Source organism: Cellulomonas cellasea, from assembly GCF_030372105.1.
GTDB lineage: Bacteria > Actinomycetota > Actinomycetes > Actinomycetales > Cellulomonadaceae > Cellulomonas_A > Cellulomonas_A cellasea_A.
Genome location: NZ_JAUDBQ010000012.1, coordinates 57,290 through 77,942, shown reverse-complemented (window position 1 = coordinate 77,942; position 20,653 = coordinate 57,290). Strand labels below are relative to the sequence as shown.

At 72.5% G+C, this 20,653-nt stretch carries 22 protein-coding genes; 14 read left to right on the top strand and 8 right to left on the bottom strand.

Going from position 1 to position 20,653, the window contains the following annotated elements; all coding sequences use genetic code 11:
* Positions 1-79: 79 nt before the first annotated feature.
* From QUV83_RS12370 to QUV83_RS12360, 3 genes are all read left to right on the top strand, one after another.
* A complete protein-coding gene (locus QUV83_RS12370; protein ID WP_289564847.1) occupies positions 80-289 on the top strand; it encodes a helix-turn-helix domain-containing protein in 210 nt (69 codons plus the stop codon).
* A 154-nt stretch (positions 290-443) separates the two neighbouring features.
* Positions 444-542, top strand: a complete 99-nt coding sequence (locus QUV83_RS12365) for a 30S ribosomal protein bS22 (RefSeq protein WP_003792170.1) — start codon at positions 444-446, stop codon at positions 540-542.
* Positions 543-779: 237 nt separating this feature from the next.
* A complete protein-coding gene (locus QUV83_RS12360) occupies positions 780-1,826 on the top strand; it encodes a LacI family DNA-binding transcriptional regulator (RefSeq protein ID WP_289564927.1) in 1,047 nt (348 codons plus the stop codon).
* Here QUV83_RS12360 and QUV83_RS12355 read toward each other — a convergent pair.
* From QUV83_RS12355 to QUV83_RS12335, 5 genes are all read right to left on the bottom strand, one after another.
* A complete protein-coding gene (locus tag QUV83_RS12355) occupies positions 1,742-2,521 on the bottom strand; it encodes a YesL family protein (RefSeq protein ID WP_289564846.1) in 780 nt (259 codons plus the stop codon). The genes QUV83_RS12360 and QUV83_RS12355 overlap by 85 nt on opposite strands.
* Positions 2,522-2,547: 26 nt before the next feature.
* A complete protein-coding gene (locus QUV83_RS12350) occupies positions 2,548-3,846 on the bottom strand; it encodes an arabinan endo-1,5-alpha-L-arabinosidase (protein WP_289564845.1) in 1,299 nt (432 codons plus the stop codon).
* 1 nt (position 3,847) lies between these two features.
* Positions 3,848-4,708, bottom strand: coding sequence for a carbohydrate ABC transporter permease (locus QUV83_RS12345; RefSeq protein WP_289564843.1), 861 nt, complete (start codon positions 4,706-4,708; stop codon positions 3,848-3,850).
* A 15-nt stretch (positions 4,709-4,723) separates the two neighbouring features.
* Positions 4,724-5,689, bottom strand: a complete 966-nt coding sequence (locus tag QUV83_RS12340) for a carbohydrate ABC transporter permease (protein ID WP_289564841.1) — start codon at positions 5,687-5,689, stop codon at positions 4,724-4,726.
* Positions 5,690-5,765: 76 nt separating this feature from the next.
* Positions 5,766-7,091, bottom strand: coding sequence for an ABC transporter substrate-binding protein (locus QUV83_RS12335; RefSeq protein WP_289564839.1), 1,326 nt, complete (start codon positions 7,089-7,091; stop codon positions 5,766-5,768).
* A 371-nt stretch (positions 7,092-7,462) separates the two neighbouring features.
* Between QUV83_RS12335 and QUV83_RS12330 the strand changes: the two genes are divergently transcribed.
* The 3 genes from QUV83_RS12330 to QUV83_RS12320 all read left to right on the top strand — a co-directional run bounded on the left by QUV83_RS12330 (position 7,463) and on the right by QUV83_RS12320 (position 11,517).
* Positions 7,463-8,806 carry an alpha-galactosidase gene (locus QUV83_RS12330; protein WP_289564838.1) on the top strand — a complete coding sequence of 448 codons (1,344 nt, stop codon included), beginning with the start codon at positions 7,463-7,465 and terminating at the stop codon, positions 8,804-8,806.
* A 66-nt stretch (positions 8,807-8,872) separates the two neighbouring features.
* On the top strand, positions 8,873-10,381 hold the full coding sequence (locus QUV83_RS12325; RefSeq protein WP_289564837.1) for an alpha-N-arabinofuranosidase: 1,509 nt from the start codon (positions 8,873-8,875) through the stop codon (positions 10,379-10,381).
* 5 nt (positions 10,382-10,386) lie between these two features.
* The gene (locus tag QUV83_RS12320) at positions 10,387-11,517 is read left to right on the top strand and encodes an arabinan endo-1,5-alpha-L-arabinosidase (protein WP_289564836.1); all 1,131 of its coding nucleotides are present in this window, start codon (positions 10,387-10,389) and stop codon (positions 11,515-11,517) included.
* A gap of 349 nt (positions 11,518-11,866) precedes the next feature.
* Here QUV83_RS12320 and QUV83_RS12315 read toward each other — a convergent pair whose 3' ends face one another.
* Positions 11,867-12,406, bottom strand: coding sequence for a GNAT family N-acetyltransferase (locus QUV83_RS12315; protein WP_289564835.1), 540 nt, complete (start codon positions 12,404-12,406; stop codon positions 11,867-11,869).
* A 42-nt stretch (positions 12,407-12,448) separates the two neighbouring features.
* Complete coding sequence (locus QUV83_RS12310; RefSeq protein ID WP_289564833.1) at positions 12,449-13,270, bottom strand: HAD family hydrolase; 822 nt, start codon at positions 13,268-13,270, stop codon at positions 12,449-12,451.
* A gap of 35 nt (positions 13,271-13,305) precedes the next feature.
* Here QUV83_RS12310 and QUV83_RS12305 point away from each other — a divergent pair, with 35 nt between their 5' ends.
* A complete protein-coding gene (locus tag QUV83_RS12305; protein ID WP_436231914.1) occupies positions 13,306-13,590 on the top strand; it encodes a glutaredoxin family protein in 285 nt (94 codons plus the stop codon).
* 54 nt (positions 13,591-13,644) lie between these two features.
* On the top strand, positions 13,645-14,355 hold the full coding sequence (locus tag QUV83_RS12300; protein WP_354003944.1) for a redox-sensing transcriptional repressor Rex: 711 nt from the start codon (positions 13,645-13,647) through the stop codon (positions 14,353-14,355).
* Positions 14,356-14,416: 61 nt separating this feature from the next.
* Here the strand turns inward: QUV83_RS12300 and QUV83_RS12295 are convergent, their stop codons facing one another.
* The gene (locus tag QUV83_RS12295) at positions 14,417-14,977 is read right to left on the bottom strand and encodes a YceI family protein (protein ID WP_289564829.1); all 561 of its coding nucleotides are present in this window, start codon (positions 14,975-14,977) and stop codon (positions 14,417-14,419) included.
* A 130-nt stretch (positions 14,978-15,107) separates the two neighbouring features.
* On the opposite strand from QUV83_RS12295, the gene QUV83_RS12290 reads away from it, so the two are divergent.
* From QUV83_RS12290 to ccsB, 6 genes are all read left to right on the top strand, one after another.
* The gene (locus tag QUV83_RS12290; RefSeq protein ID WP_289564827.1) at positions 15,108-15,617 is read left to right on the top strand and encodes a MarR family winged helix-turn-helix transcriptional regulator; all 510 of its coding nucleotides are present in this window, start codon (positions 15,108-15,110) and stop codon (positions 15,615-15,617) included.
* 72 nt (positions 15,618-15,689) lie between these two features.
* Positions 15,690-16,346 (top strand): histidine phosphatase family protein, encoded by a 657-nt coding sequence (locus QUV83_RS12285; protein ID WP_289564825.1) that lies wholly within the window; start codon positions 15,690-15,692, stop codon positions 16,344-16,346.
* Positions 16,343-16,948, top strand: coding sequence for a TlpA family protein disulfide reductase (locus QUV83_RS12280; protein ID WP_289564823.1), 606 nt, complete (start codon positions 16,343-16,345; stop codon positions 16,946-16,948). The genes QUV83_RS12285 and QUV83_RS12280 overlap by 4 nt, the downstream gene beginning before the upstream one ends.
* A complete protein-coding gene (locus tag QUV83_RS12275) occupies positions 16,945-17,814 on the top strand; it encodes a cytochrome c biogenesis CcdA family protein (protein WP_289564821.1) in 870 nt (289 codons plus the stop codon). The genes QUV83_RS12280 and QUV83_RS12275 overlap by 4 nt, the downstream gene beginning before the upstream one ends.
* A complete protein-coding gene (gene resB / locus QUV83_RS12270) occupies positions 17,814-19,547 on the top strand; it encodes a cytochrome c biogenesis protein ResB (RefSeq protein WP_289564820.1) in 1,734 nt (577 codons plus the stop codon). Before QUV83_RS12275 ends, resB begins: the two co-directional genes overlap by 1 nt.
* Positions 19,544-20,614, top strand: a complete 1,071-nt coding sequence (ccsB, locus tag QUV83_RS12265) for a c-type cytochrome biogenesis protein CcsB (RefSeq protein WP_289564819.1) — start codon at positions 19,544-19,546, stop codon at positions 20,612-20,614. The genes resB and ccsB overlap by 4 nt, the downstream gene beginning before the upstream one ends.
* Positions 20,615-20,653: the final 39 nt, after the last annotated feature.

Genomic DNA, 20,653 nt, shown 5'->3' with positions numbered 1-20,653 from the left:
AGGGCCTAGGGTGGACCAGCGGCCAGGGCACGGCCGCGACGATGCCGGCGCGTAGGCCGGCCCCGCGGGAAGAGCGACGATGGCGAACGAACACCCTCCACGCGTGCGGTTCCTCACCGTCGCCGAGGTCGCCGACGTCATGCGCGTGTCGAAGATGACCGTGTACCGGCTGCTGCACTCTGGCGAGATGCCCGCGGTGCGGGTGGGGCGCTCGTTCCGGGTGCCGCAGGACGCGCTGGACCACTACCTGCGCACGGCTGTCGTCGAGCGGGACAGGATGACCTCCTGAGCCCTCGGGCGCCCGCGCGTCGCATCAGTGCCCTCGGATCGCGTAATGTATGAGCGGACTTTCCCGTGCGTGGGCGTTCGACCGTGCCGCGCGTCGATCGACCATCACCTGGCAGGGCGCCGAGCGCCCGACCACCTTCAGTTAGCGAGGACCTATGGGCTCCGTCATCAAGAAGCGCCGCAAGCGGATGGCTAAGAAGAAGCACCGCAAGCTGCTGCGCAAGACGCGTCACCAGCGTCGCAACAAGAAGTGATCCTTCCGCTCACGCGGTAGGCAGCACGTACTCGGGCCCGGCTCTCATGCCGGGCCTGAGTCGTTGGTGGGGTGATCGTGGGGGCAACGCTGTTCTCCATCGATGTACTGTTGGCCCGCCAGATCGCTCCATTCGGCCGTTCCGCGCCGCCCCGCTCTGGCACAGTGAGTCAGCGCCCGCACGGGCGGGTCCACGGGAGGCAGCGTGAGCAGCACCAGGCGCGGCAGCGGGGCGACGATGCACGATGTCGCCGAGCTGGCCGGGGTATCGATCAAGACCGTCTCGAACGTGGTCAACGGGTACCCCCACATCCGCCCGGCCACCCGCGCCCGCGTCGAGGACGCGATCGCGCAACTCGGCTACCAGGTGAACATCTCCGCGCGGAACCTGCGCCAGGGGCGCACCGGGATGATCGGCCTGGCGGTGCCCGAGCTGAGCCTGCCGTACTTCGCCGAGCTCGCGGACTCCGTGATCCGCGCCGCCGAGGGCGCCGGCCTGACCGTGCTCATCGAGCAGACCAGCGCAGTGCGCGAGCGCGAGCTCGAGGTGCTGTCCGGCCAGCGCCGGCACCTCACCGACGGGCTGATCTTCTCCCCACTCGACCTGGGGCCTGAGGACACCGACTCCTTCGCCGTGGACTTCCCGATGGTGCTGCTCGGCGAGCGTGTCTTCGGCGCCCCGGCCGACCACGTGACGATGAACAACGTCGAGGCGGCCCGCGCGGCGACGCAGCACCTCATCGACCTGGGCCGGCGGCGGATCGCCGTGATCGGCGCCCACGAGGGCGAGTCCATCGGCTCGGCGGCGCTGCGCGTGCGCGGCTACCGGGAGGCGCTCGAGGCCGCCGGGCTGCCGTTCGACCCCGCGCTGATCGGCGAGGCGGGGCTGTGGCACCGCTCGACGGGCGCCGAGGCGATGCACCGCATGCTCGACTCGGGCGTCGAGGTGGACGCCGTCTTCGCGCTCAACGACGCGCTGGCCCTGGGCGCCCTGCACGTGCTGCACGCCCGCCGGGTCGCCGTGCCCGAGCAGATCGCCGTCATCGGCTTCGACGACATCGACGACGCGGCGTACTCCTCGCCCACGCTGTCCACCGTGTCCCCGGGGCGTGAGGAGATCGCGCGCACCGCCGTCGAGCTGCTCGTCGCGCGGATCGCGGGCGGCAGCGAGGCGCTGCCCTATCAGCAGGTGGTGGCCGACTACTCGATCGTCGTGCGGGAGTCGACGGCGGGCGTGGGCGCTGCGCCGCTGGTCGCCGGGCTCTCCGGCTCCGGCGGCGCCTGAGCGGCCTCCAGCGCGTCGAGGCGGTGCTCCACGAGCCAGCCGGTGAGCAGCAGCGGCAGGCTCACTCCCATCAGTGGCAGCAGCACCGTCGCCCAGGCCGCGACGACGGCCAGTGCGCAGAGCGTCACGAGCACCGCCGCCGACGTGGCGGGGGACAGCACCGGGGCCAGCGCCACGAACCGCCACGTGCGCACGGCGCCCTCGCCGCGGCGCGCTGACGGCAGCAGGAACGCCAACGCCACGGCGCCGTAGGCGGTGATCACCGCCAACCCGGCCCACAGCGCCACGGGCGCGCCGTCCTGTGCGCTGGCCAGCACGAGCGCGTCCACGGCCAGCACCGCGCCGACGCACCAGAACGGGGCTCCCAGCAGGTTCAGCCGGCGCCACGACGCGCGGTACGTCGACCAGAAGTCGTGCCACAGCCGCTCGGAGGGCGCCCCGGAGACGACGCCCCGGAGCGCCGCGCTGCCGGCGGCCAGCGCCGGGAAGGCGCCCAACAGGACGCCGCCCAGCAGAGTCCCGGCCAGCACCAGCAGGTTCACGGCCACGAGATGTGCCACGACCCGCAGGACTGTCATGACGCGGCCCGTCCAACCGACGGCAGGCTCATCCCGTGCCGCCTCGGCGGCGGCGCGGCCCGGGCCCCGGCCTGCGGGGCTCAGCGCCCGGTCAGGGCTGTGCGGGGCGCTCGTCACGGGACCTCCTCGTCTCGGCTGGCAGCCTACGCATCGGCGACGCGCGTGCCGAACGCGGCCCGCCCGTCCGCTGTGAGGCCGGAGAACGACCAGGCGGCGCGCTCGCGCACGGCATCCCAGGACATGAACGCCACGGTGCCCAGCACCGCCGAGTCTCGAGGCCAGGTGAAGCGGCCCGGGCCGTGCTGGGCGACATCGCGCAGGTCGTCCTCGCCGACCAGCACCGTGCGCGGGCGGGCCACCTTGTCGGTGGGGCCGTCGAAGGACACGACCTCCCAGACGCCCAGTAGCGTCCGGGCGTCCGGCGCGAGCTCATGGGTCTCACGGTCGCCCGCCCACGGCTGCGGGGACACCACCGGCCACCGCCCGTGGGTCCACAGCAGGCGGCGCACCTGCGCCTCGTGCTGGGCGGGGTCCGCGCCGTCGCGCACGTGGTGCACCAGGAGGTGGAGATCCTCGCCGTCCACGGGGGAGGGCAGCGTCAGCACCGACGCGTGGCCGGGCGCCAGCCAGACGCGGCCCCCGGCGAGGGCATGGCTCGCGAGCAGGATCGCCGGATCGGCGTCGTCCTCGGTGAGCGCTCGCCCGGCGTGGTCCCGGTACGGGCCGGTGACCTCGTCGGCGACGCCGACGCGCAGGTGGTACGTGGAGAACAGCGAGTCGTAGGAGATGAGCATCGCGTGGCCGCCGCCGGGCCGGGGGAGCACGAACGCCCCCTCGACGGCGCCCTCCACGGCTCGGGGGCGCCGGGCCAGGCACGTGCCGGGCCGGCGCCCGTCGGCGGGCTCGCCACCCGCGGCCAGGCCGGTGGCGGGGTCGAGCTCGATCACGTGGATCCCGCCGAAGAAGGACCCGTAGACCAGCCAGTGCCGGCCGTCGGCGTCGGCCACCGCGTTCGCGTCGATCGCGTTGGGGCCGTCCACGTCATGCAGGCTCGTCACCACCAGGCCGCGATCGGCCCACGGGCCGGTGGGGCCGGGCGCCACCGCCAGGCCGATGGCCGACGTGCGCGAGCCGAATGTCGACGCGGACCAGTACATCCGCCACTCGTCGCCGACGCGCACCACCTCCGGCGCCCACAACCCCACGGCGCCGGACCAGGCCGCGCCCGCCTCCGGCACCCCGGGCAGCGCCCAGCCGTGGAACTCCCAGTCCACCAGGTCGCGGGACCGGCGTATCTGCACCCCGGCCCGCACCGGCCCGTCCGCATAGGCGTCAGTGGAGAACAGGTAGTGGGTGCCGTCCGCATCCCGCACGGCCGTCGGGTCGTGGGCGTGACGGGCCCCCCAGCCGGTGACGTCGGCCGGGTCGTCGATGCTGGTCATGTCAGCCCTTCGAGCCGGTGAGCGCCACAGACTCGATGATCTGGCGCTGGAAGATGAGGAACACCACGAGGATCGGCAGCAGCGCCACCACGGACGCCGCCATGATCAGCGGGTAGTCGCGCTGCGTCGCGTACTGGACGTTGAGGTTCGCGATGACCACCTGCAGCGTCTGCCGCGACGGGGTGTTCAGGTAGATGATCGGCGCGAGGTAGTCGTTCCAGATCGTCATGAACCAGAGGATGAACTGGGCGGCGATGGCCGGGCGGATCATCGGCAGCACGATCACCCGGAAGATCTGCGGGTAGGACGCGCCGTCGATCTTCGCGGCCTCGATCATCGAGTCCGGCACCGAGGACAGGTACTGCCGCAGGAAGAAGATCATGATGATGTTTCCGAACAGGTAGGGCACGATCAGCGGCAGCAGGGTGTCCACCCAGCCCGCCTTCGAGAACATCACGAACTGCGGGATCATCAGCGCCGGGAACGGCACCATGAGGCCGGCGAGCAGCCCCAGGAAGATGACGTTCTTCCCCGGCAGGTGCAGCTTCGCCAGCGCGAAGGCCGCCAGCGACGACGTGATGGACCCGACGATCGTCACGCTCAGCGCCACGATCAGGCTGTTCCGGATGCCGGAGAGCACCGGGGCCTCGGTCCACATCCGGGTGAAGGTCTCCCACTGCGGCGGGTCCGGGATCCACACCGGCGGCAGGGCGAAGACCTCGGCCTTCGTCTTGAGCGCCGTGGTCAGCATCCACAGCAGCGGGGCGATCATCACCAGCGCGCCCACGATCAGCAGGGCGAGCACCGCGGTGTTGACGAGGCGGTTCTGGGCCCGGGCGCCCAGGGGGTTCGTGCGGCTCATAGTCGTCTCCTGCCCTCAGTCGATCGAGAAGCTGTTGCGGCGGTTGAGCCGGAACTGGATGAGGGTGATGACGAAGACGAGCATCCCCAGCACCAGGGCCATCGCCGTCCCGTAGCCCATCTGCTGGTACTTGAACGCCTTCTGCCAGATGTAGAACACGATCGAGGCGGACGCGTACTCGGGGCCGCCCGTCGGGGTCATGATGTTGATCTCGGTGAAGATCTGGGACCCGGCGATGATGTTCGTGACGACGAGGAAGAACGTCACGGGCGCCACCATCGGCAGGGTGATCGAGCGGAACCGCTGCCAGGCGTTCGCGCCGTCGAGCGCCGCGGCCTCGAGCAGCGAGGCGGGCACCGACTGGATGGCCGCCAGGTACAGCAGCATCGAGTAGCCCAGGCCCTTCCAGATCGCCAGGATGATGATCGCGGGCTTGACCGTCGAGGTGTTCATCAGCCAGTTGGGGCCGTCGATGCCCACCATCCCGAGCACCTGGTTCACCAGGCCGAAGTCGCCGTTGTAGGCCCACTGCCACAGGATCGCGATGGCGGCGAGCGAGGAGATCACCGGGATGTAGTAGATGGTGCGCAGCGCGGTCCTGCCGGGGATCTTGCGGTTCAGCGCGAGCGCGAGGCCCAGCGCGAGGGCCAGGCCGATCGGGATGCCGATCATGTAGAAGAACGTGTTGTACAGCGACGTGCGGAAGTACTCGTCGCCCCACATGTTGACGAAGTTGTCGAGGCCGATGAACGTCATCGGGCCCAGGCCGTTCCAGCTGGTCAGCGACGCGTACACCGAGAAGCCGATCGGGTACACGGTGAACACCAGGAAGCCGATCACCGGGGCGGCCACGAAGGCCAGCGCCCAGCGCTGCTCGACCCGGTGCAGGCGGCTGCCGGTCCGTCGCCGCGCGGCGGGCTTCCGGGGCGGGGCGCCCGGGACGGTCTCCGGGGGTGTCGTGAGGCTCGCGCTCTGCGACATCTCGTGGTCCTTTCCGAGAGTCCCCGCCGCCCGGCGAGGGGGTGGCGCCGGGCGGCGGGGACGGCGTGCGGAGCGGTTACTTGCCGGCCGCGGCCTGCTCGGCCTGCGCGATCGACTGGTCGAGGAACGACTGCATCTTGGGCTGCGCCTCCTTGAGGTACGCGGCGGCGGTCTGCTTGCCGTCGAGCACCGGCTGGATGTTCGTCCACAGGTCGTCGTACCACTGGGCGCCGTAGGTCACGGCGGCGGGCATCGGGCGGCCGTAGTCCTGCACGATGTCCAGGAACTCCTGGCGGTTGGCGGGCTTGGTGGTGGCCTCTGCCGCCCAGGTGTCAGCCATGTCCTTGAGGTTGGGGATCTGCACGCCGGCGTCCACGAGCGTCTTCTGCGCGGCCTCGTCCGCCGAGAGGTACGTGACGAGCTTGGCGGCGTCGGCGGGGTGCTTGCTGGTGTTCGAGACGCCGATGCCCAGGCTGCCGACCCAGGTGGCCGACTTGCCGGTGCTGCCCGCGGGGTAGGGGATCAGGTCCCAGTCGAAGTCGAGCTTCGCGTAGGTGCTGACGTCCCAGGGGCCGACGGGGAAGAAGCCGATCTCGCCGGCCATCCACCGCTGGTAGGTGTCGAGCGTCTGCGCCTGCTCGGCCGACGGGGTGACGCCGTGCACGTTCTGCAGGTCGGCGAACCACTGGAGCGCCTCGGCGAACTCGGGGGTGTCGACGGTGACCTTGGTCTTGTCCTCGTTGGTCCAGTCGCCGCCGTTGCTCCAGACGAACGGCTGCAGGTTCCACTGGACGTTGAGGCCGGTGCCCCACTGGTCCAGCTCGCCGTCGCCGTCGGTGTCGAGCGTGAGCTTCTTGGCCACGTCGACGAACTCGTCGAGGGTGTACGGCTCGTCGACGCTGGGCAGCGGGATGCCCGCGGCCTCGAACATCGTCTTGTTGTAGCCGAAGGAGAACGGGCCGACGTCCTTGGGCAGGCCGTACAGGGCGCCCTGGCCCTGCACCTTGCCGTCGTAGCGGTAGGAGTCGACGCCGAACTCCCAGAGGTTGTCGAGGTCGACGGTGATGTCCTTGAGCACGCCGGAGTTCACGTAGGACTGCAGGTTGGCCTGCTCGATGTAGAACACGTCGGGGACCTTGTTGCCCGCGACGGCGGCCTGCAGCTTGGTGGCGTACTGGTCGGCGTCGGTGACGATGACCTCGACTGCGACGCCGGTGTCCTCGGTGAACTTGGCGATCGCGGCCTCGTAGGCCTTCTTCTCGTCGGGGCCGCCGCGGAACATGAAGGTGAGCTTCTTCTCGCCGCCCTCCTCGCCGGAGCCGTCGCTGCCGCATGCCGTCAGTGCGAGTGTGCCGACTAGCGCGGCGCACACCGACAAGGTCAGGAGCCTCGTCTTCTTCATCTGTGCCTGCCTCCCATGTCACGAAGCTGCTGTGAGGTCGTGGGGCGGCCCGTCAGGCGCGGTCCCGGGTGGGCGGCGATGCCCCGTCCGGGAGTGGTGCGCTGATGCGCCCACGGGGGTCGGGGGCGCAGGTGCGTCGGGTCGTCGTTGACCTCTCTGAGGTTGTTTTACAACGTTGCACAACATGGCATGGCGGTGCCGGGATGGTCAAGCCACGATCGGGTAACAGTGATCCACGCGGCGAAACCGACGCGGGCCGGCGCGCCCCGGATCGGCTGTTGACGGGATCGGGCGACATCGGCATGATGCCTCTACAACGATGTAGAGAACCGAGCGACTGGCGATGGCGCCGTCGGGAGAGGAGCCGGCTCATGGCCTCGATCGCGCCGACCCCGCCGATGGGCTGGAACAGCTGGGACTGCTACGGCACGACAGTCACCGAGGCGGAGGTGCTGGCCAACGCCGAGTTCATGGCCGAGCGCCTGCTCCCGCACGGCTGGGACACGGTGGTGGTCGACATCGCCTGGTACGACCCCACAGCACGTGCCCACGGCTACAACGCCGACGCCCCGCTCACGCTCGACGACCACGGCCGCCAGCTCCCGGCGCCGAACCGGTTCCCCTCCGCCGCCGACGGGCAGGGGTTCGCGCCCCTGGCCGCCCGCGTGCACGCCCTGGGCCTGAAGTTCGGCGTGCACCTGCTGCGCGGCATCCCCCGGCTCGCCGTGCAGCGCGGCCTGCCGGTGCTCGGCACGTCGTGGACCGCGCGCGACGCCGCCGACCTGGACTCCGCCTGCGCCTGGAACCCCGACAACCACGGGCTCGACCACGACCACCCGGCCGCCCAGGCCTACGTCGACTCCCAGGTGGCGCAGCTCGCGTCCTGGGGCGTCGACCTGCTCAAGGTCGACGACATGCTGGCCCCGTACCACCCGCGGGAGATCGAGGCCCTGGCGCGCGCCATCCGGCGCAGTGGGCGCGACATCGTGCTGTCCCTGTCACCCGGCACGGGCCTGTCCACCGCCCACGCCCCGCACCTCGCGGCCCACGCCCAGATGTGGCGGGTCTCCGACGACCTGTGGGACCGCTGGCCCGACGTGCACGCCCAATTCACCCGGATGGCGCGCTGGGCGCCGCATCAGCGCCCCGGAGCCTGGGCCGACGCGGACATGCTGCCGCTCGGGCGCATCGGCATCCGGGCCGAGCGCGGCGAGGACCGCCAGAGCCGGCTCACCGCCGACGAGCAGCGCACGCTGCTGACGTTGTGGGTGATGTCCCGCTCCCCGCTGATGATGGGCGGCGACCTGCCCACCAGCGACCCCGCCGTGATCGAGCTGCTGGCCACCCCCGCCGTCGGGCACGTGCTGCGGTGCTCCACCGGCAATGGCGAGCTGCTCCGGGAGCCGCTGGGCGACGGCGCCGACGCGGGCGAGGTCATCGTGTGGGGCGCGCGCTCGCCCGCCGACGACACCCGCTACACCGCCGTGTTCTGGACGGGCGACCGTGCGCGGACATGCCGGGTCCCGCTGTCCTCCGTCCTCGGCCACCAGGCCGCCGCGAGCGCCTGGACCGCACGGGACCTGTGGGACGACGACGCCGACCGCCTCGGTGTGGCCGCCCACGGCGACCTGCTGCTCGACGTCCCGCCCCACGGCGTCCGCTGGCTCGCCCTCACCCCCAGCGGGCCGCCTCCGCCGCCGCCCGCCCTGCGCTGACCGACACCCATCCGCTGACCGACACCCCCGCTGACCTGCTCTCACCCCGTTGTCCAAGGAGGACGCATGCTGCCCGTCTCGCTGACCCTCGACCCCGCCTTCCGTGTCGGGCCGGTGCGCCGCCGGACCTTCGGGTCGTTCGTCGAGCACCTCGGCCGGTGCGTGTACACCGGCATCCATGACCCGGGCCACCCCACCGCCGACGAGGACGGGTTCCGCGGCGACGTGCTCGAGCTGACCCGCGAGCTCGGGGTCTCCACCGTGCGCTACCCGGGCGGCAACTTCGTCTCGGGCTACCGCTGGGAGGACGGCGTCGGCCCGATCGGCGAGCGGCCCGTGCGGCTCGACCTGGCTTGGCACTCCTCCGACCCGAACCTGGTGGGCGTCGACGAGTTCATGCGCTGGGCGCGCAAGGCCGACGTCGAGCCGATGATGGCCGTCAACCTCGGCACCCGCGGCGTGCAGGAGGCGCTCGACCTGCTCGAGTACTGCAATGTGCGCGGCGGCACGCGCCTGAGCGACCAGCGCCGCAAGAACGGGACCGAGGACCCGCACGGCATCCGCATGTGGTGCCTGGGCAACGAGATGGACGGCCCGTGGCAGATCGGCCACAAGACCGCCCACGAGTACGGGCGGCTCGCCGCCGAGACGGCCCGCGCGATGCGCATGGTCGACCCGGACCTCGAGCTCGTGGCCTGCGGATCGTCGGGCGTCGTGATGCCCACATTCGGCGAGTGGGAGCGCATCGTCCTGGGGGAGGCGTACGAGCACGTCGACCTCATCTCGGCGCATGCCTACTACTGGGAGGAGGACGGCGACCTCGGGTCGTTCCTGGCCTCGGCCGTGGACATGGACCACTTCGTGGAGTCCGTCACCGCCACCGCCGACGCGGTGCGCGCCCACAAGAAGGTGTCCAAGCGCATCCACATCTCCTTCGACGAGTGGAACGTCTGGTACCAGAAGCGCGCCGAGTCCAAGCCGCCCACCGGCCACGACTGGCCCGTCGCCCCGGTGCTGCTGGAGGACCGCTACAACGTGGCCGACGCGGTGGTGGTCGGCAACCTGCTCATCTCGCTGCTGCGCCACACGGACCGCGTGCACTCCGCGAGCCTCGCGCAGCTCGTCAACGTGATCGCCCCGATCATGACGGAGCCTGGCGGCCGCTCCTGGCGGCAGACGACCTTCCACCCGTTCGCGCAAGCTTCTCAGCTCGCCACGGGCGACGTGCTCCGCGTCGCCATCGACGCGCCCACCTACCCGACCGCCCAGTTCGGCGACGTGCCGGTGGTCGACGCGGTGGCCACCTACGACGACGACGCCGGCCAGGTGGCGCTGTTCGCCGTCAACCGCTCCCTCACCGAGCACGTCGAGCTCAGCGTCGACACCCGCTCCATCCCTGGCCTGCGCCTGCTCGGGGCCACCACGCTCGCCAACCCCGACCACACCTGGGCCGCCACCGCCGACGACGCGACGTCCGTGCTGCCGCAGCCCAACGCGAGCGCCGCCGTCGACGGCGGGCGCCTCACCGTGCGGGTGCCGCCGGTGTCGTGGAACGTCATCCGGCTCGGGGTCTGACGGGCATGCCGACGACGCGCGCGGCCCGGAGGCCGGTCAGCATCGCGGAGGTCAGGCGTCGCGGCGCCGGGGCCGGGCTGGCACTCGTGCTGGCCCTGGCCGCGGCCTCCTGCGTGGCCACCGGGCCCGATGCGGTCCCGGGCCCCGACCTGCCCGACGGCCCGGCCGCGCGCGCCCTCGACCTCACCGGCGAGCTCCGCACCCACGACCCGGCGCTCCTCGCCGGCGCTGACGGCGAGGCGTGGCTCGTGTTCTCCACCGGCGACGAGCGCGTCGGCAACGGGGCCATCCAGGTCCGCACCTCGCCCGACGGCCTCGACTGGGCGGACGCTGGCACCCTGTGGACGGCCGCCACCGAGCCCGCCTGGGTGCGGGACGTGGTGCCCGGCGTCACCAACTTCTGGGCGCCCGAGGTCTACGAGCACGACGGCACGCACTACCTCTACTACACGGCCTCGACGTTCGGCTCGAACCGCTCCGCCATCGGGCTGCTGACGAACCCGACGCTCGACCCCGGGGACCCGACCCGTGGCTGGGTCGACCACGGCGAGGTGCTGCGCTCCACCCCCGGAGAGGACAACTTCAACGCCATCGACCCCGCGATCGTCGAGGACGCCGACGGCACGCCCTGGATGGCCTTCGGCTCGTTCTGGGGCGGGATCCACCTGGTCCAGCTCGCCTGGCCCAGCGGCCTGCCCGCCGACCCGCAGGCCCCGCCCCTGCAGATCGCCTCCCGGATCGGCGCCCCGAATGCCATCGAGGCCCCGGCGCTGATCCACCGCGACGGCTGGTTCTACCTGCTCGTCTCCCGCGACGCGTGCTGCCGCGGCAGCGACTCGACCTACAACATGGCCGTCGGCAGGTCCCGCGCGGTCACCGGGCCGTACGTCGACAGGTCCGGCGTCGCGATGACCTCCGACGGCGGCGAGCCGCTGCTGGCCACCCGCGGCGACATGATCGGGCCCGGCGGGGAGTCCGTCTCGGGCGGCCACCTGGCGTTCCACTACTACGACGCGGCGGCGGGCGGCGACTTCCGGCTGGCGATCCGCACGCTGGCGTGGGACGACGACGGCTGGCCCATCGCCACGACGAGGGGCGAGCAGGAGGTTGGCGCCCGGGCCGAGGCGTCACCGTGACGCCGATGCGACACCTTGATCGGGTGGCCGGCTTGCGTGCGTCCGCAGCGCGCCACGCGACTGTGGGCTTGAGGAGGGACCTGATCTCGTTCTAGCGTGCAGGCATACCGCCCGTCCCCTCTGGGGGCGGGTTTCTTTCTGCCCAGACGTGGACGTGCGCACCACGCTGGTGGCTTCGTGAGCTTTCCGACCGTGGCGGGCATCTGCGCTGCCATCGGGTCCGCAGGGGCTAATTGGTACCACCAGTGTGATCCGCCCTGCTGGTCGGCGAGTCGTTGGCACACGCCCACCTGCATGGCCAGTCACCCTAGAGCCGGCAGGTGCTCGGGGCCGCTCTCCACCGGACGAGTTAGAGCGCGCGCTCCAGCACGAAGTCGTCGTCCAGCCGGTCGCCCACGAGGAACCGCTTGACGCCCACCCGCTCGAACCCGTGCCGGTGGTAGAACGCCTGCGCCCGGGCGTTGAGCTGGTTCACGCCGAGCCACATGCCCACGGCGCCGCGCTCGCGGCCGGCCCGCAGTGACGCCGCCATCAGCTCCGACGCCACGCCCTGGCCGTGGTGGCCGGGCAGCACGTAGCACTTGGACAGCTCGATGGTGGGGAGCAGCCTGATCGCGGCGCGCACATCCGCGTCGGCGGGGTCGCCGTCCACCAGCATCGTGTAGCCCAGCGGCTCGTCGCCGGAGTCGGGGTCGTGGGCCAGCAGCAGTGTGCGGGCCGGATCGGCCAGGTAGTCGGTGAAGCGCTCGACGGAGAGCACCGCGCGGATGAAGGCCTGCTGCGCCTGCGGCGTCGAGTCCGGCGGGCACGCGAGCGGGAACGTCACGGCGGCGAGGTGGGCGAGCGCCTCGGCGTCGGCGGGCAGGGCGGGGCGGACGGTGACGGGCACCGCGTCAGTGTAGGGAGCGCGGCTCCAGGCGGGGGAGGTGGCTCAGGGCCGCGCGCCGCGCCGGATGGCGCGCACCACGAGGCTCGCCACCCACACCAGCCCGGCGAAGCTGGCCGCGTTGACCCCGCGCCGGGCCGCGCGGCGCTTGCCGCGGAACTCCCGGATGGGCCAGCCCACGTCGCGCGCGTGGCGGCGCAGCCGGGCGTCGGGGTTGATGGCGCACGGGTTGCCGACCTTCGACAGGATCGGCACGTCATGGGCGGAGTCGCCGTACGCGTAGGAGCGGGACAGGTCGATCCCGTCGCGGTCCGCGATGGCCTGCACCGCGCTGGCCTTGGCCTTGCCGTGCAGCATGTCGCCGACCAGCCGGCCGGTGTAGAAGCCGTTCTGGTGCTCCGCGACGGTGCCGATGGCGCCCGTGACCCCGAGCCGGCGGGCGATCAGCTCGCCGATCTCCACGGGGGTGGCGGTGACGAGCCACACCTGGTGGCCGGCGGCGATGTGCTCGTCGAGGAGCTTCTGGGTGCCGGGGAAGATGCGCAGGCACAGCACCTCGTCGTACACGTCCTCGGCGATGGCCGTGACCTCGGCGACCGAGTGGCCGGCCATGATCTCCAGCGCGCGCGAGCGGACCTCGTCGATCTGGGCCTTGTTCTCTCCGAACATCAGGTAGCGCGACTGGTGGATCGCGAACGTCAGGATGTCCCACTTGCGGAAGAAGCCGCGTCGGTACAGGCCGACGGCGAGGTGGAAGGCGCTGGCCCCGCGGATGATCGTGTTGTCGACGTCGAAGAACGCGGCCACCTGGCTCTTCCCGGCGGGGGCGAGGTCGTCCGTGGCATCGGGCGTGTTCTGGTCGGGCACCGGGCCACTGTATCGACGGCGCCTAGGCTGGGGTGGTGCCACTTGCCGAACAGCCCCTTGCCCGTGTGCGGCTCTTCACCCGCCCCGGATGCCACCTGTGCGACGACGCCCGCGAGCTGGTGCGCCGGGTCTGCGCCGAGGCGGGCGCCGAGTGGGCCGAGGTGGACGTCGACCTGCCGGGCCCGGGCGGTGTGTCGCTGCGCGAGGAGTACGGCGAGCTGGTGCCGGTGGTCGAGGTCGACGGGGTGCGGCAGGGCTACTGGCGGATCGACGAGGACCGGGTGCGCTCGGCGTTGACGGGTCGCTCCCGGAGGTCCTAGGCCCGGGCGGAGGCGACCGCCTAGCCTGGGCGACTTCGAGGACGAGGGGGCCAGGTGGCGTTGCGGGAGGTCGGCGGCAGGGCGCCGGGTGAATCGGACGGGATCTCGGAGCCGGCGGAGGCACGCGAGGCGCGGTCAGTGCCGCCCGCCACCATCGCGAGGCTGCCGGGGTATCTGCGGGCGCTGGGGACGCTGGTGGCCCGGGGCGTGGTGACGGCGTCGTCGGGGGTGCTGGCGGGTTTGGCCGGCGTGCGGCCCGAGCAGCTCCGCAAGGACCTGTCGCTGATGGGCGCCCATGGCCGCCGCGGGGTCGGCTACGACGTGCAGGCGCTGCGCGCCGAGCTCGAGGCGACGCTGGGCCTGACGCGCGAGCGCCGGGTGGTCATCGTCGGGGTGGGCAACTTGGGCAGGGCGCTCGCGCGCTACTCCGGGTTCCCGGACCGCGGGTTCGTGGTGGTGGGCCTGGTGGACGCCGACCCGGCGGTGGTGGGCACGCGCACGGCGGGCCTCGTCGTGGAGCCGCTCGAGGAGCTCGCGGGGGTGGTCCGCCGGTTGGAGGCGACGATCGCCGTCATCGCGACGCCCGCGGAGGCCGCGCAGGATGTGTGCGACCGCCTGGTGGAGGCCGGGGTCAGCGGCATCCTGTCGTTCGCGCCGCGCCCGCTGCGGGTGCCCGTCGGTGTGGACCTGCGCTCGGTGGACCTGGGCTCGGAGCTGCAGATCCTCGCGTTCCATGACCATCGCCGGTCCAGCGCCGGCCGCTGACGCCGACGGGGACCGCACGCCAGGCGTGCGGTCCCCGTCGGGTGCTGCGTGCTGCTCAGGCTCAGGCCTGGCGGATCGCCGAGATCTCGATGGTCATCGCGACCTTGTCGGAGACGAGGACGCCGCCGGCCTCGAGGGCCGCGTTCCAGGTCAGCCCGAAGTCCTTGCGGGAGATCGTCGTCGTGGCGCTGAAGCCGGCGCGGGTGTTGCCGTAGGCGTCGACGGCGGTGCCGTTGAACTCGGTGGCGAGCTCGACGGGGCGCGTCACGCCGTGCAGCGTCAGGTCGCCGGCGATGACGAAGTCGCCGCCGTCGCTGCGCACGGACGTGGACGTGAAGGTCCAGGTCGGGTACGTCTCGATCTCGAAGAAGTCAGCGGTCTTGAGGTGGCCGTCGCGGCCCGCGTCGCCGGTGCTGACGGTGGCGGGGTCGAGCGTGGCGGTCACCGAGCTGCTGGCGAGGTCGTCGCCGATGGTGAGGGCGCCCTCGGTGATGGCGACGGTGCCGCGCACCTTCGAGATGCCGGCGTGGCGCACGGCGAAGGCCGCCTCGCTGTGCGACGCGTCGATGGTCCAGACGCCCGCGGTGAGGCCGGCGGGGAGGGCGGTGGTGGTTGTGCTCATGAGAGGCTCCTACGTAGTTGAACGATCAACATTGGTTTAGTTGAGATTTCTACTAGACTTACGGCAGACGCGCAACCCCTGGACGGCTCATCGAAGCCGCGGAGGTGCCGACTCTTGGAGCGGAGGAGACATGACAGAGCAGGTGGCGACCTCATCGCCAGCCGAGGCCGACCAGCAGGAAGTGCGCTGGCTCTCGGCTGAGCAGCAGGCCCAATGGCGCGCGTTCCGCGACGGCAACGCGCTGCTCAACGACGTCCTCGCACGCGAGCTCGACGCCGACTCCGGCCTCTCGCTGGGGGAGTACGAGGTGCTCGTGCGGCTCTCCGAGGCGCCCGGGCGCACCATGCGCATGTCCGAGCTCGCGGACGGGCTCGCGCACTCCCGCAGCCGGCTCACCCACACCATCCGCCGCATGGAGGCCGCCGGGCTCGTCGAGCGCACGGCCTGCCGCGAGGACGCCCGCGGGGTCAACGCCACCATGACCGAGGCAGGCTGGCAGCGGCTCGTCGCCGCGGCGCCCGGCCACGTCCGCGCGGTGCGCGAGCACCTGGTCGACGTGCTCACCGCCGACCAGCTCGACGCCCTCGGATCGGCGATGCAGGCCGTCACCGACGCCCTGCGCGGGAGCCCCGCCGCCTGACGCCGACACGCCGTGGCCCCCGCCACACCGGAACGGCACAGAGCACACGTCCGGGTTTGGGACACTGGTCCTATGGTCGCCACCACTGTCCACCTGCTGCGTCACGGTGAAGTGCACAACCCCACCGGCGTGCTCTACGGCCGCCTCGACGGGTTCCGGCTCTCGGAGCGCGGGCGGGCGATGGCCGACATGGTCGCCGCGCACCTCGCCGGCGAGTCCGGGACCGCGCGCCGCGACATCACAGTCGTCACCGCGTCGCCCCTGCAGCGCGCTCAAGAGACCGCCGGCCCGATAGCCGCGGCCTTCGGCCTGCCGATCGGCGTCGACGCGAACCTGCTCGAGGCGATCAACCAGTTCGAGGGCCTGACGTTCGGCGTCGGCGACGGCTCGCTGCGCCACCCGCGCCACTGGCCGCTGCTGCGCAACCCGTTCCGCCCGTCCTGGGGCGAGCCCTACCGCGAGCAGGTCGACCGGATGCTCGCCGCCGTGGACACCGCCCGCGAGGCGGCCCGCGGGCATGAGGCCGTGCTGGTCAGCCACCAGCTCCCCATCTGGGTCACCCGCCGCGCGCTCGAGAAGCGCCGCCTGTGGCACGACCCGCGCCGCCGGGAGTGCTCGGTGGCCTCGCTCACCAGCCTCCGGTTCGAGGACGACCAACTCGTGGGGATCGACTACAGCGAGCCTGCCGGGTCGCTGCTCCCCGGCGTCGCCGGAGTGCCCGGAGCATGAGGCGGCTGCGTGGTCGGGCCGCCGTCGCCGGAGCCGTCGTGGCGGGCCTGCTGCTCGTGGCCGGCTGCGGCGCCGAGGACGCGGGCGGCGCCACGGACGTGGCCGACCAGGGCTACCAGTCCGGCGACGGCTCGACACGCACCTGGGCCGTGGACGACCGCTCCGAGCCCGTCGCCATCGTCGGCACGGACTTCGAGGGCGTCGAGCACGACCTGACCGCCTGGCGCGGCGACGTCGTCGTGCTGAACACCTGGTACGCCGCCTGCCCGCCGTGCCGCGCCGAGGCGCCCGACCTGGCCGCGTTCGCCACCGACTACGCCGACCAGGGCGTGCGGGTGCTCGGCATCAACGGCACCGACGACGCAGGCGCCGCACAGGCCTTCCAGCGCACCTTCGAGATCCCGTACCCCAGCATCGCCGACGGCGACCGTGCCGCGATCGCCGAGCTCCAAGGCGCCGTGCCGGTGCAGGCCGTGCCCACCACCGTCGTGCTCGATCAGGAGGGCCGAGTCGCCGCGCGTGTGCTCGGCGCCGTCGAGGCCTCGACCCTGCGCGGCCTCGTCGACGACGTCCTGGCCGAGGCCCAGGCCGCCACGCCATGACGGCCGGCATCGGCGAGGCGTTCGCCACCACAGCGTTCTCCGGCTCGATGCTGCTCGCGGTGCCCGTCGCGTTGGTGGCGGGCTTCGTCGCGTTCGCCTCGCCGTGCGTGCTGCCGCTCGTGCCCGGCTACCTGGGCTACCTGGGCGGCATGTCGGGCGCCACCGTCGCCTCGCCCGGCGCGCCCCGGGTGCTGGCGCCGTTGGGCCAGGCCGGCTCAGCCACCCGCCCCGGCGCCGTGCCCGGCGCGCCCTCGCCCGACCTGCCCGCGCCAGCGGTCGACCGGCGCCGCCTGCTCGCGGGCGTCGCGCTGTTCATCGCCGGGTTCACTTTCGTCTTCGTCGCGCTGGGCGTGCTGGCCGGCTCAGTCGGCGCCGCCCTGCAAGACGGGCAGGGCTGGCTGACCCGGGTGCTCGGCGTGGTCGTCATCCTCATGGGCTTGGCGTTCATGGGCTTCGTGCCGTTCCTCCAGCAGGATCGCCGCCCCCATCTGAGCCCGCGCGCCGGGCTGTGGGGCGCGCCGCTGCTCGGCCTCGTCTTCGGCCTGGGCTGGACCCCGTGCATCGGCCCGACGCTCGTGGCCATCACCGCGCTGTCCCTCGACGGTGGCTCCGCGGGGCGCGGCGCCGTGCTGTCCATCGCGTTCTGCGTCGGGCTCGGGCTGCCGTTCCTGCTCCTCGCCCTGGGAGCCTCGCGCAGCCGCCGCGCGCTCGGGTTCCTGCGCCGCCACCGGCTCGCCGTCATGCGGATCGGCGGCGGGCTGCTCGTGGTGCTCGGGATCGCGCTGGCCACCGGCCTGTGGGCGTCCTGGGCCCTCTGGCTCCAAGGCCTGCTCACAGGCCCCGACCTCTTCGTCCCGGTGGTGTGATGAGCGACGACCGCACGACCACGTACACGCCCGAGGGGCTCGAGGACGCGTTCTCCGCCGATGGCGCGGCGCCACCCACGCTGCCCCGGCTGGGCGTCGTCGGCTGGCTGCGCTGGGCGTGGCGGCAGCTCACCAGCATGCGGGTCGCGCTGCTGCTGCTCATGCTGCTGGCCGTGGCCGCGGTGCCCGGATCGGTGTTCCCCCAACGGCCGCAGTCGCCGTCGGACGTCGCGCAGTACCTGCTGGACCACCCGGGCTCCGGGCCGTGGCTCGACCGGCTGGGGTTCTTCGACGTCTACGGCTCGGCCTGGTTCTCCGCGATCTACCTGTTGCTGTTCGTCTCGCTGGTGGGCTGTATCCTGCCGCGCGCGAAGGTGCACCTGCGGGCGATGCGCTCCCGCCCGCCGCGCACCCCGCGCCGATTCGACAGGTTCCCCGCCAAGGGCTCGGCGCAGTCGACCGCGAGCCCCGAGGAGGTGGTTCGCACCGCCGAGCGGGCGCTGCGCGGGCCTGGACCGCTGCCGCGGTTCCGCACCGAGGCGCGCGAGGAGCAGCCCGGCGTGTGGTCGGTGTCGGGTGAGCGCGGCTACCTGCGCGAGACCGGCAACCTCGTCTTCCACCTGGCGCTGGTGGGGCTGCTGGTGTCGGTGGCGACCGGCCAGATGCTGCACTTCCGCGGCCAGGTGCTCATCGTCGAGGGCGGCACCTTCGTCAACGCGCAGACGGACTACGACACGTTCGAGTCCGGCATCGCGTTCGAGCCCGAGAGCCTCGCGCCGTTCCGGCTCACGCTGGACCGCTTCACCTCCCGCTTCGACGCCCAGACGCTGCAGTCGCGCGACTTCCTGGCCGAGGTCACCCTCGACGAGCCGGACGCCGAGCCCGAGGCCGCGACCATCAAGGTCAACCACCCGCTCACAGCGGGCGGCGCCAAGGTCTACCTCCAGGGCAACGGGTACGCGCCCCAGGTCGTGGTGCGGGACGCCGCGGGCGAGGTGGCGTTCGCCGGCGCGGTGCCGTTCCTGCCGCAGGACACGGTGTACACGTCACAGGGCGTCATCAAGGTGCCCGACGTCTCCGGGGGGCAGGAGCAATTCGGCCTCGTGGGGTCGCTGCTGCCGACGGCGCAGCAGGTCACCGAGACGATCTGGCGGTCCGTGGACCCGCAGCCGCACGACCCCGTGCTGGTGCTCGCGGTGTGGAAGGGCGACCTGGGCCTGGACAGCGGCATCCCCCAGAACGTGTACCAGCTCGACGACACGAACATGGAGCAGGCCGTCGACGCGCAAGGGCAGCCCGTGACGCTGCACGTGCGCCCCGGCGAGACGGTGGACCTGCCCGACGGGCTCGGCACGCTGACCTTCGAGAGCGTCCCGCGCTTCGTGGCGCTCGACCTGCGCCACGACCCGGCGCTGCCCTACCTGCTGGTCTTCGCCCTGCTGGCCATCGCCGGGCTGTGCGCGTCGCTGTTCGTGCCGCGCCGCCGCGTGTGGGTCCGCGCTGCTGTGGACGGCGACGACCCGCTCCGTACAGTGGTCACGGCCGGGGCGCTCGCCCGCAGCGACGACGTCGGCCTGCAGGACGAGCTCGACCGCGTGCTCAGCGCGCTTCCGGAGCTCAGCGCCCTCCCCGATCAGCCCGCCGTCGGTCTCTCCGGTCGGCCGGACGCCACCAGCAACGACGCACCCGTCCACCCCGCCCCGGCACGACCCGCAGAAGAGGCCCAGAGATGACAGTCGGCGACCTGAGCACGTTGCTCGTGTGGGGTTCCGCGACCGCACTGACGATCGCGCTCCTCGCGTACACCTTCGCGCTCGCCCGCCAGGCCGAGCTGTCCTCCCGCGCGGAGGCCCCCGAGCCGGTGCTGGCGGGCGCGGCGACGTCCGCCGCGGACGGCACGGCGTCGGTGGCCGGCGTCCCGGGCCCGCCCGCCGACGGCCTGCCCGCCGACGACCTGCCCGTCGACGACCTGCCCAGCGGTGACGGGGCCAAGGCCGCCGGGATCGCCCGCAGCACAACGCTGCTCGGCGGGGTGCTGCTGCTCGCCGGCATCATCGCGCGGGGCGTCGCCGCGGGCCGCTCGCCCACGGCCAACATGTACGAGTTCACGCTCGTGGGCGTGCTCACCGCCGTCGCCGTGCTGGTGTTCATCGAGCGCAAGCGGTTCATCCCGTTCGTCGGCGTCATCGTGCTCGGCATCTCGGTGCTGGCCCTCGCGTTCGCGCTGCTGGTCTTCTTCATCCAGGCCGACGCGGTGCAGCCCGCCCTCGACAGCTACTGGCTGGTGCTGCACGTCGGCGTCGCGATCCTGGCCACCGGGGTGTTCACCGTGGCCTTCGCCGCGGCCGCGCTGCAGGTGCTCAAGGACTCCCGCGAGTCGGGCCGCAGCCACCTCGAGCAGCCCTGGCGGCGGGCCGACGGCTTGCGCCGTGCCCTGCACCGCTGGCGCGTGACCGGGCCCGCGTGGGCGTGGCTGCGCACCGTGCCCTCACCGCGGGCGCTGGAGGCGCAGTCCTTCCGGCTCAACGCCATCGGCTTCGTGGGATGGACGTTCGCGCTGGTGGGCGGCTCGATCTGGGCCGAGCATGCGTGGGGCCGGTACTGGGGCTGGGACCCCAAGGAGGTCGGCACGTTCGTGGCGTGGGTCGTGTACGCGGCGTACCTGCACGCGCGCACCACGCGCGGGTGGAGCGGGCGCCGGGCCGCGTACTTCGTCTTCGTCGGCTACGCCGCGGTGATCGCCAACTTCACAGTCGTCAACCTCATCCCCAACGGGCTGCACTCCTACGGAGGACTGTGACGCGGTGACGCGCGCGGGGCGGTCAGCCCTGCGCGCGTC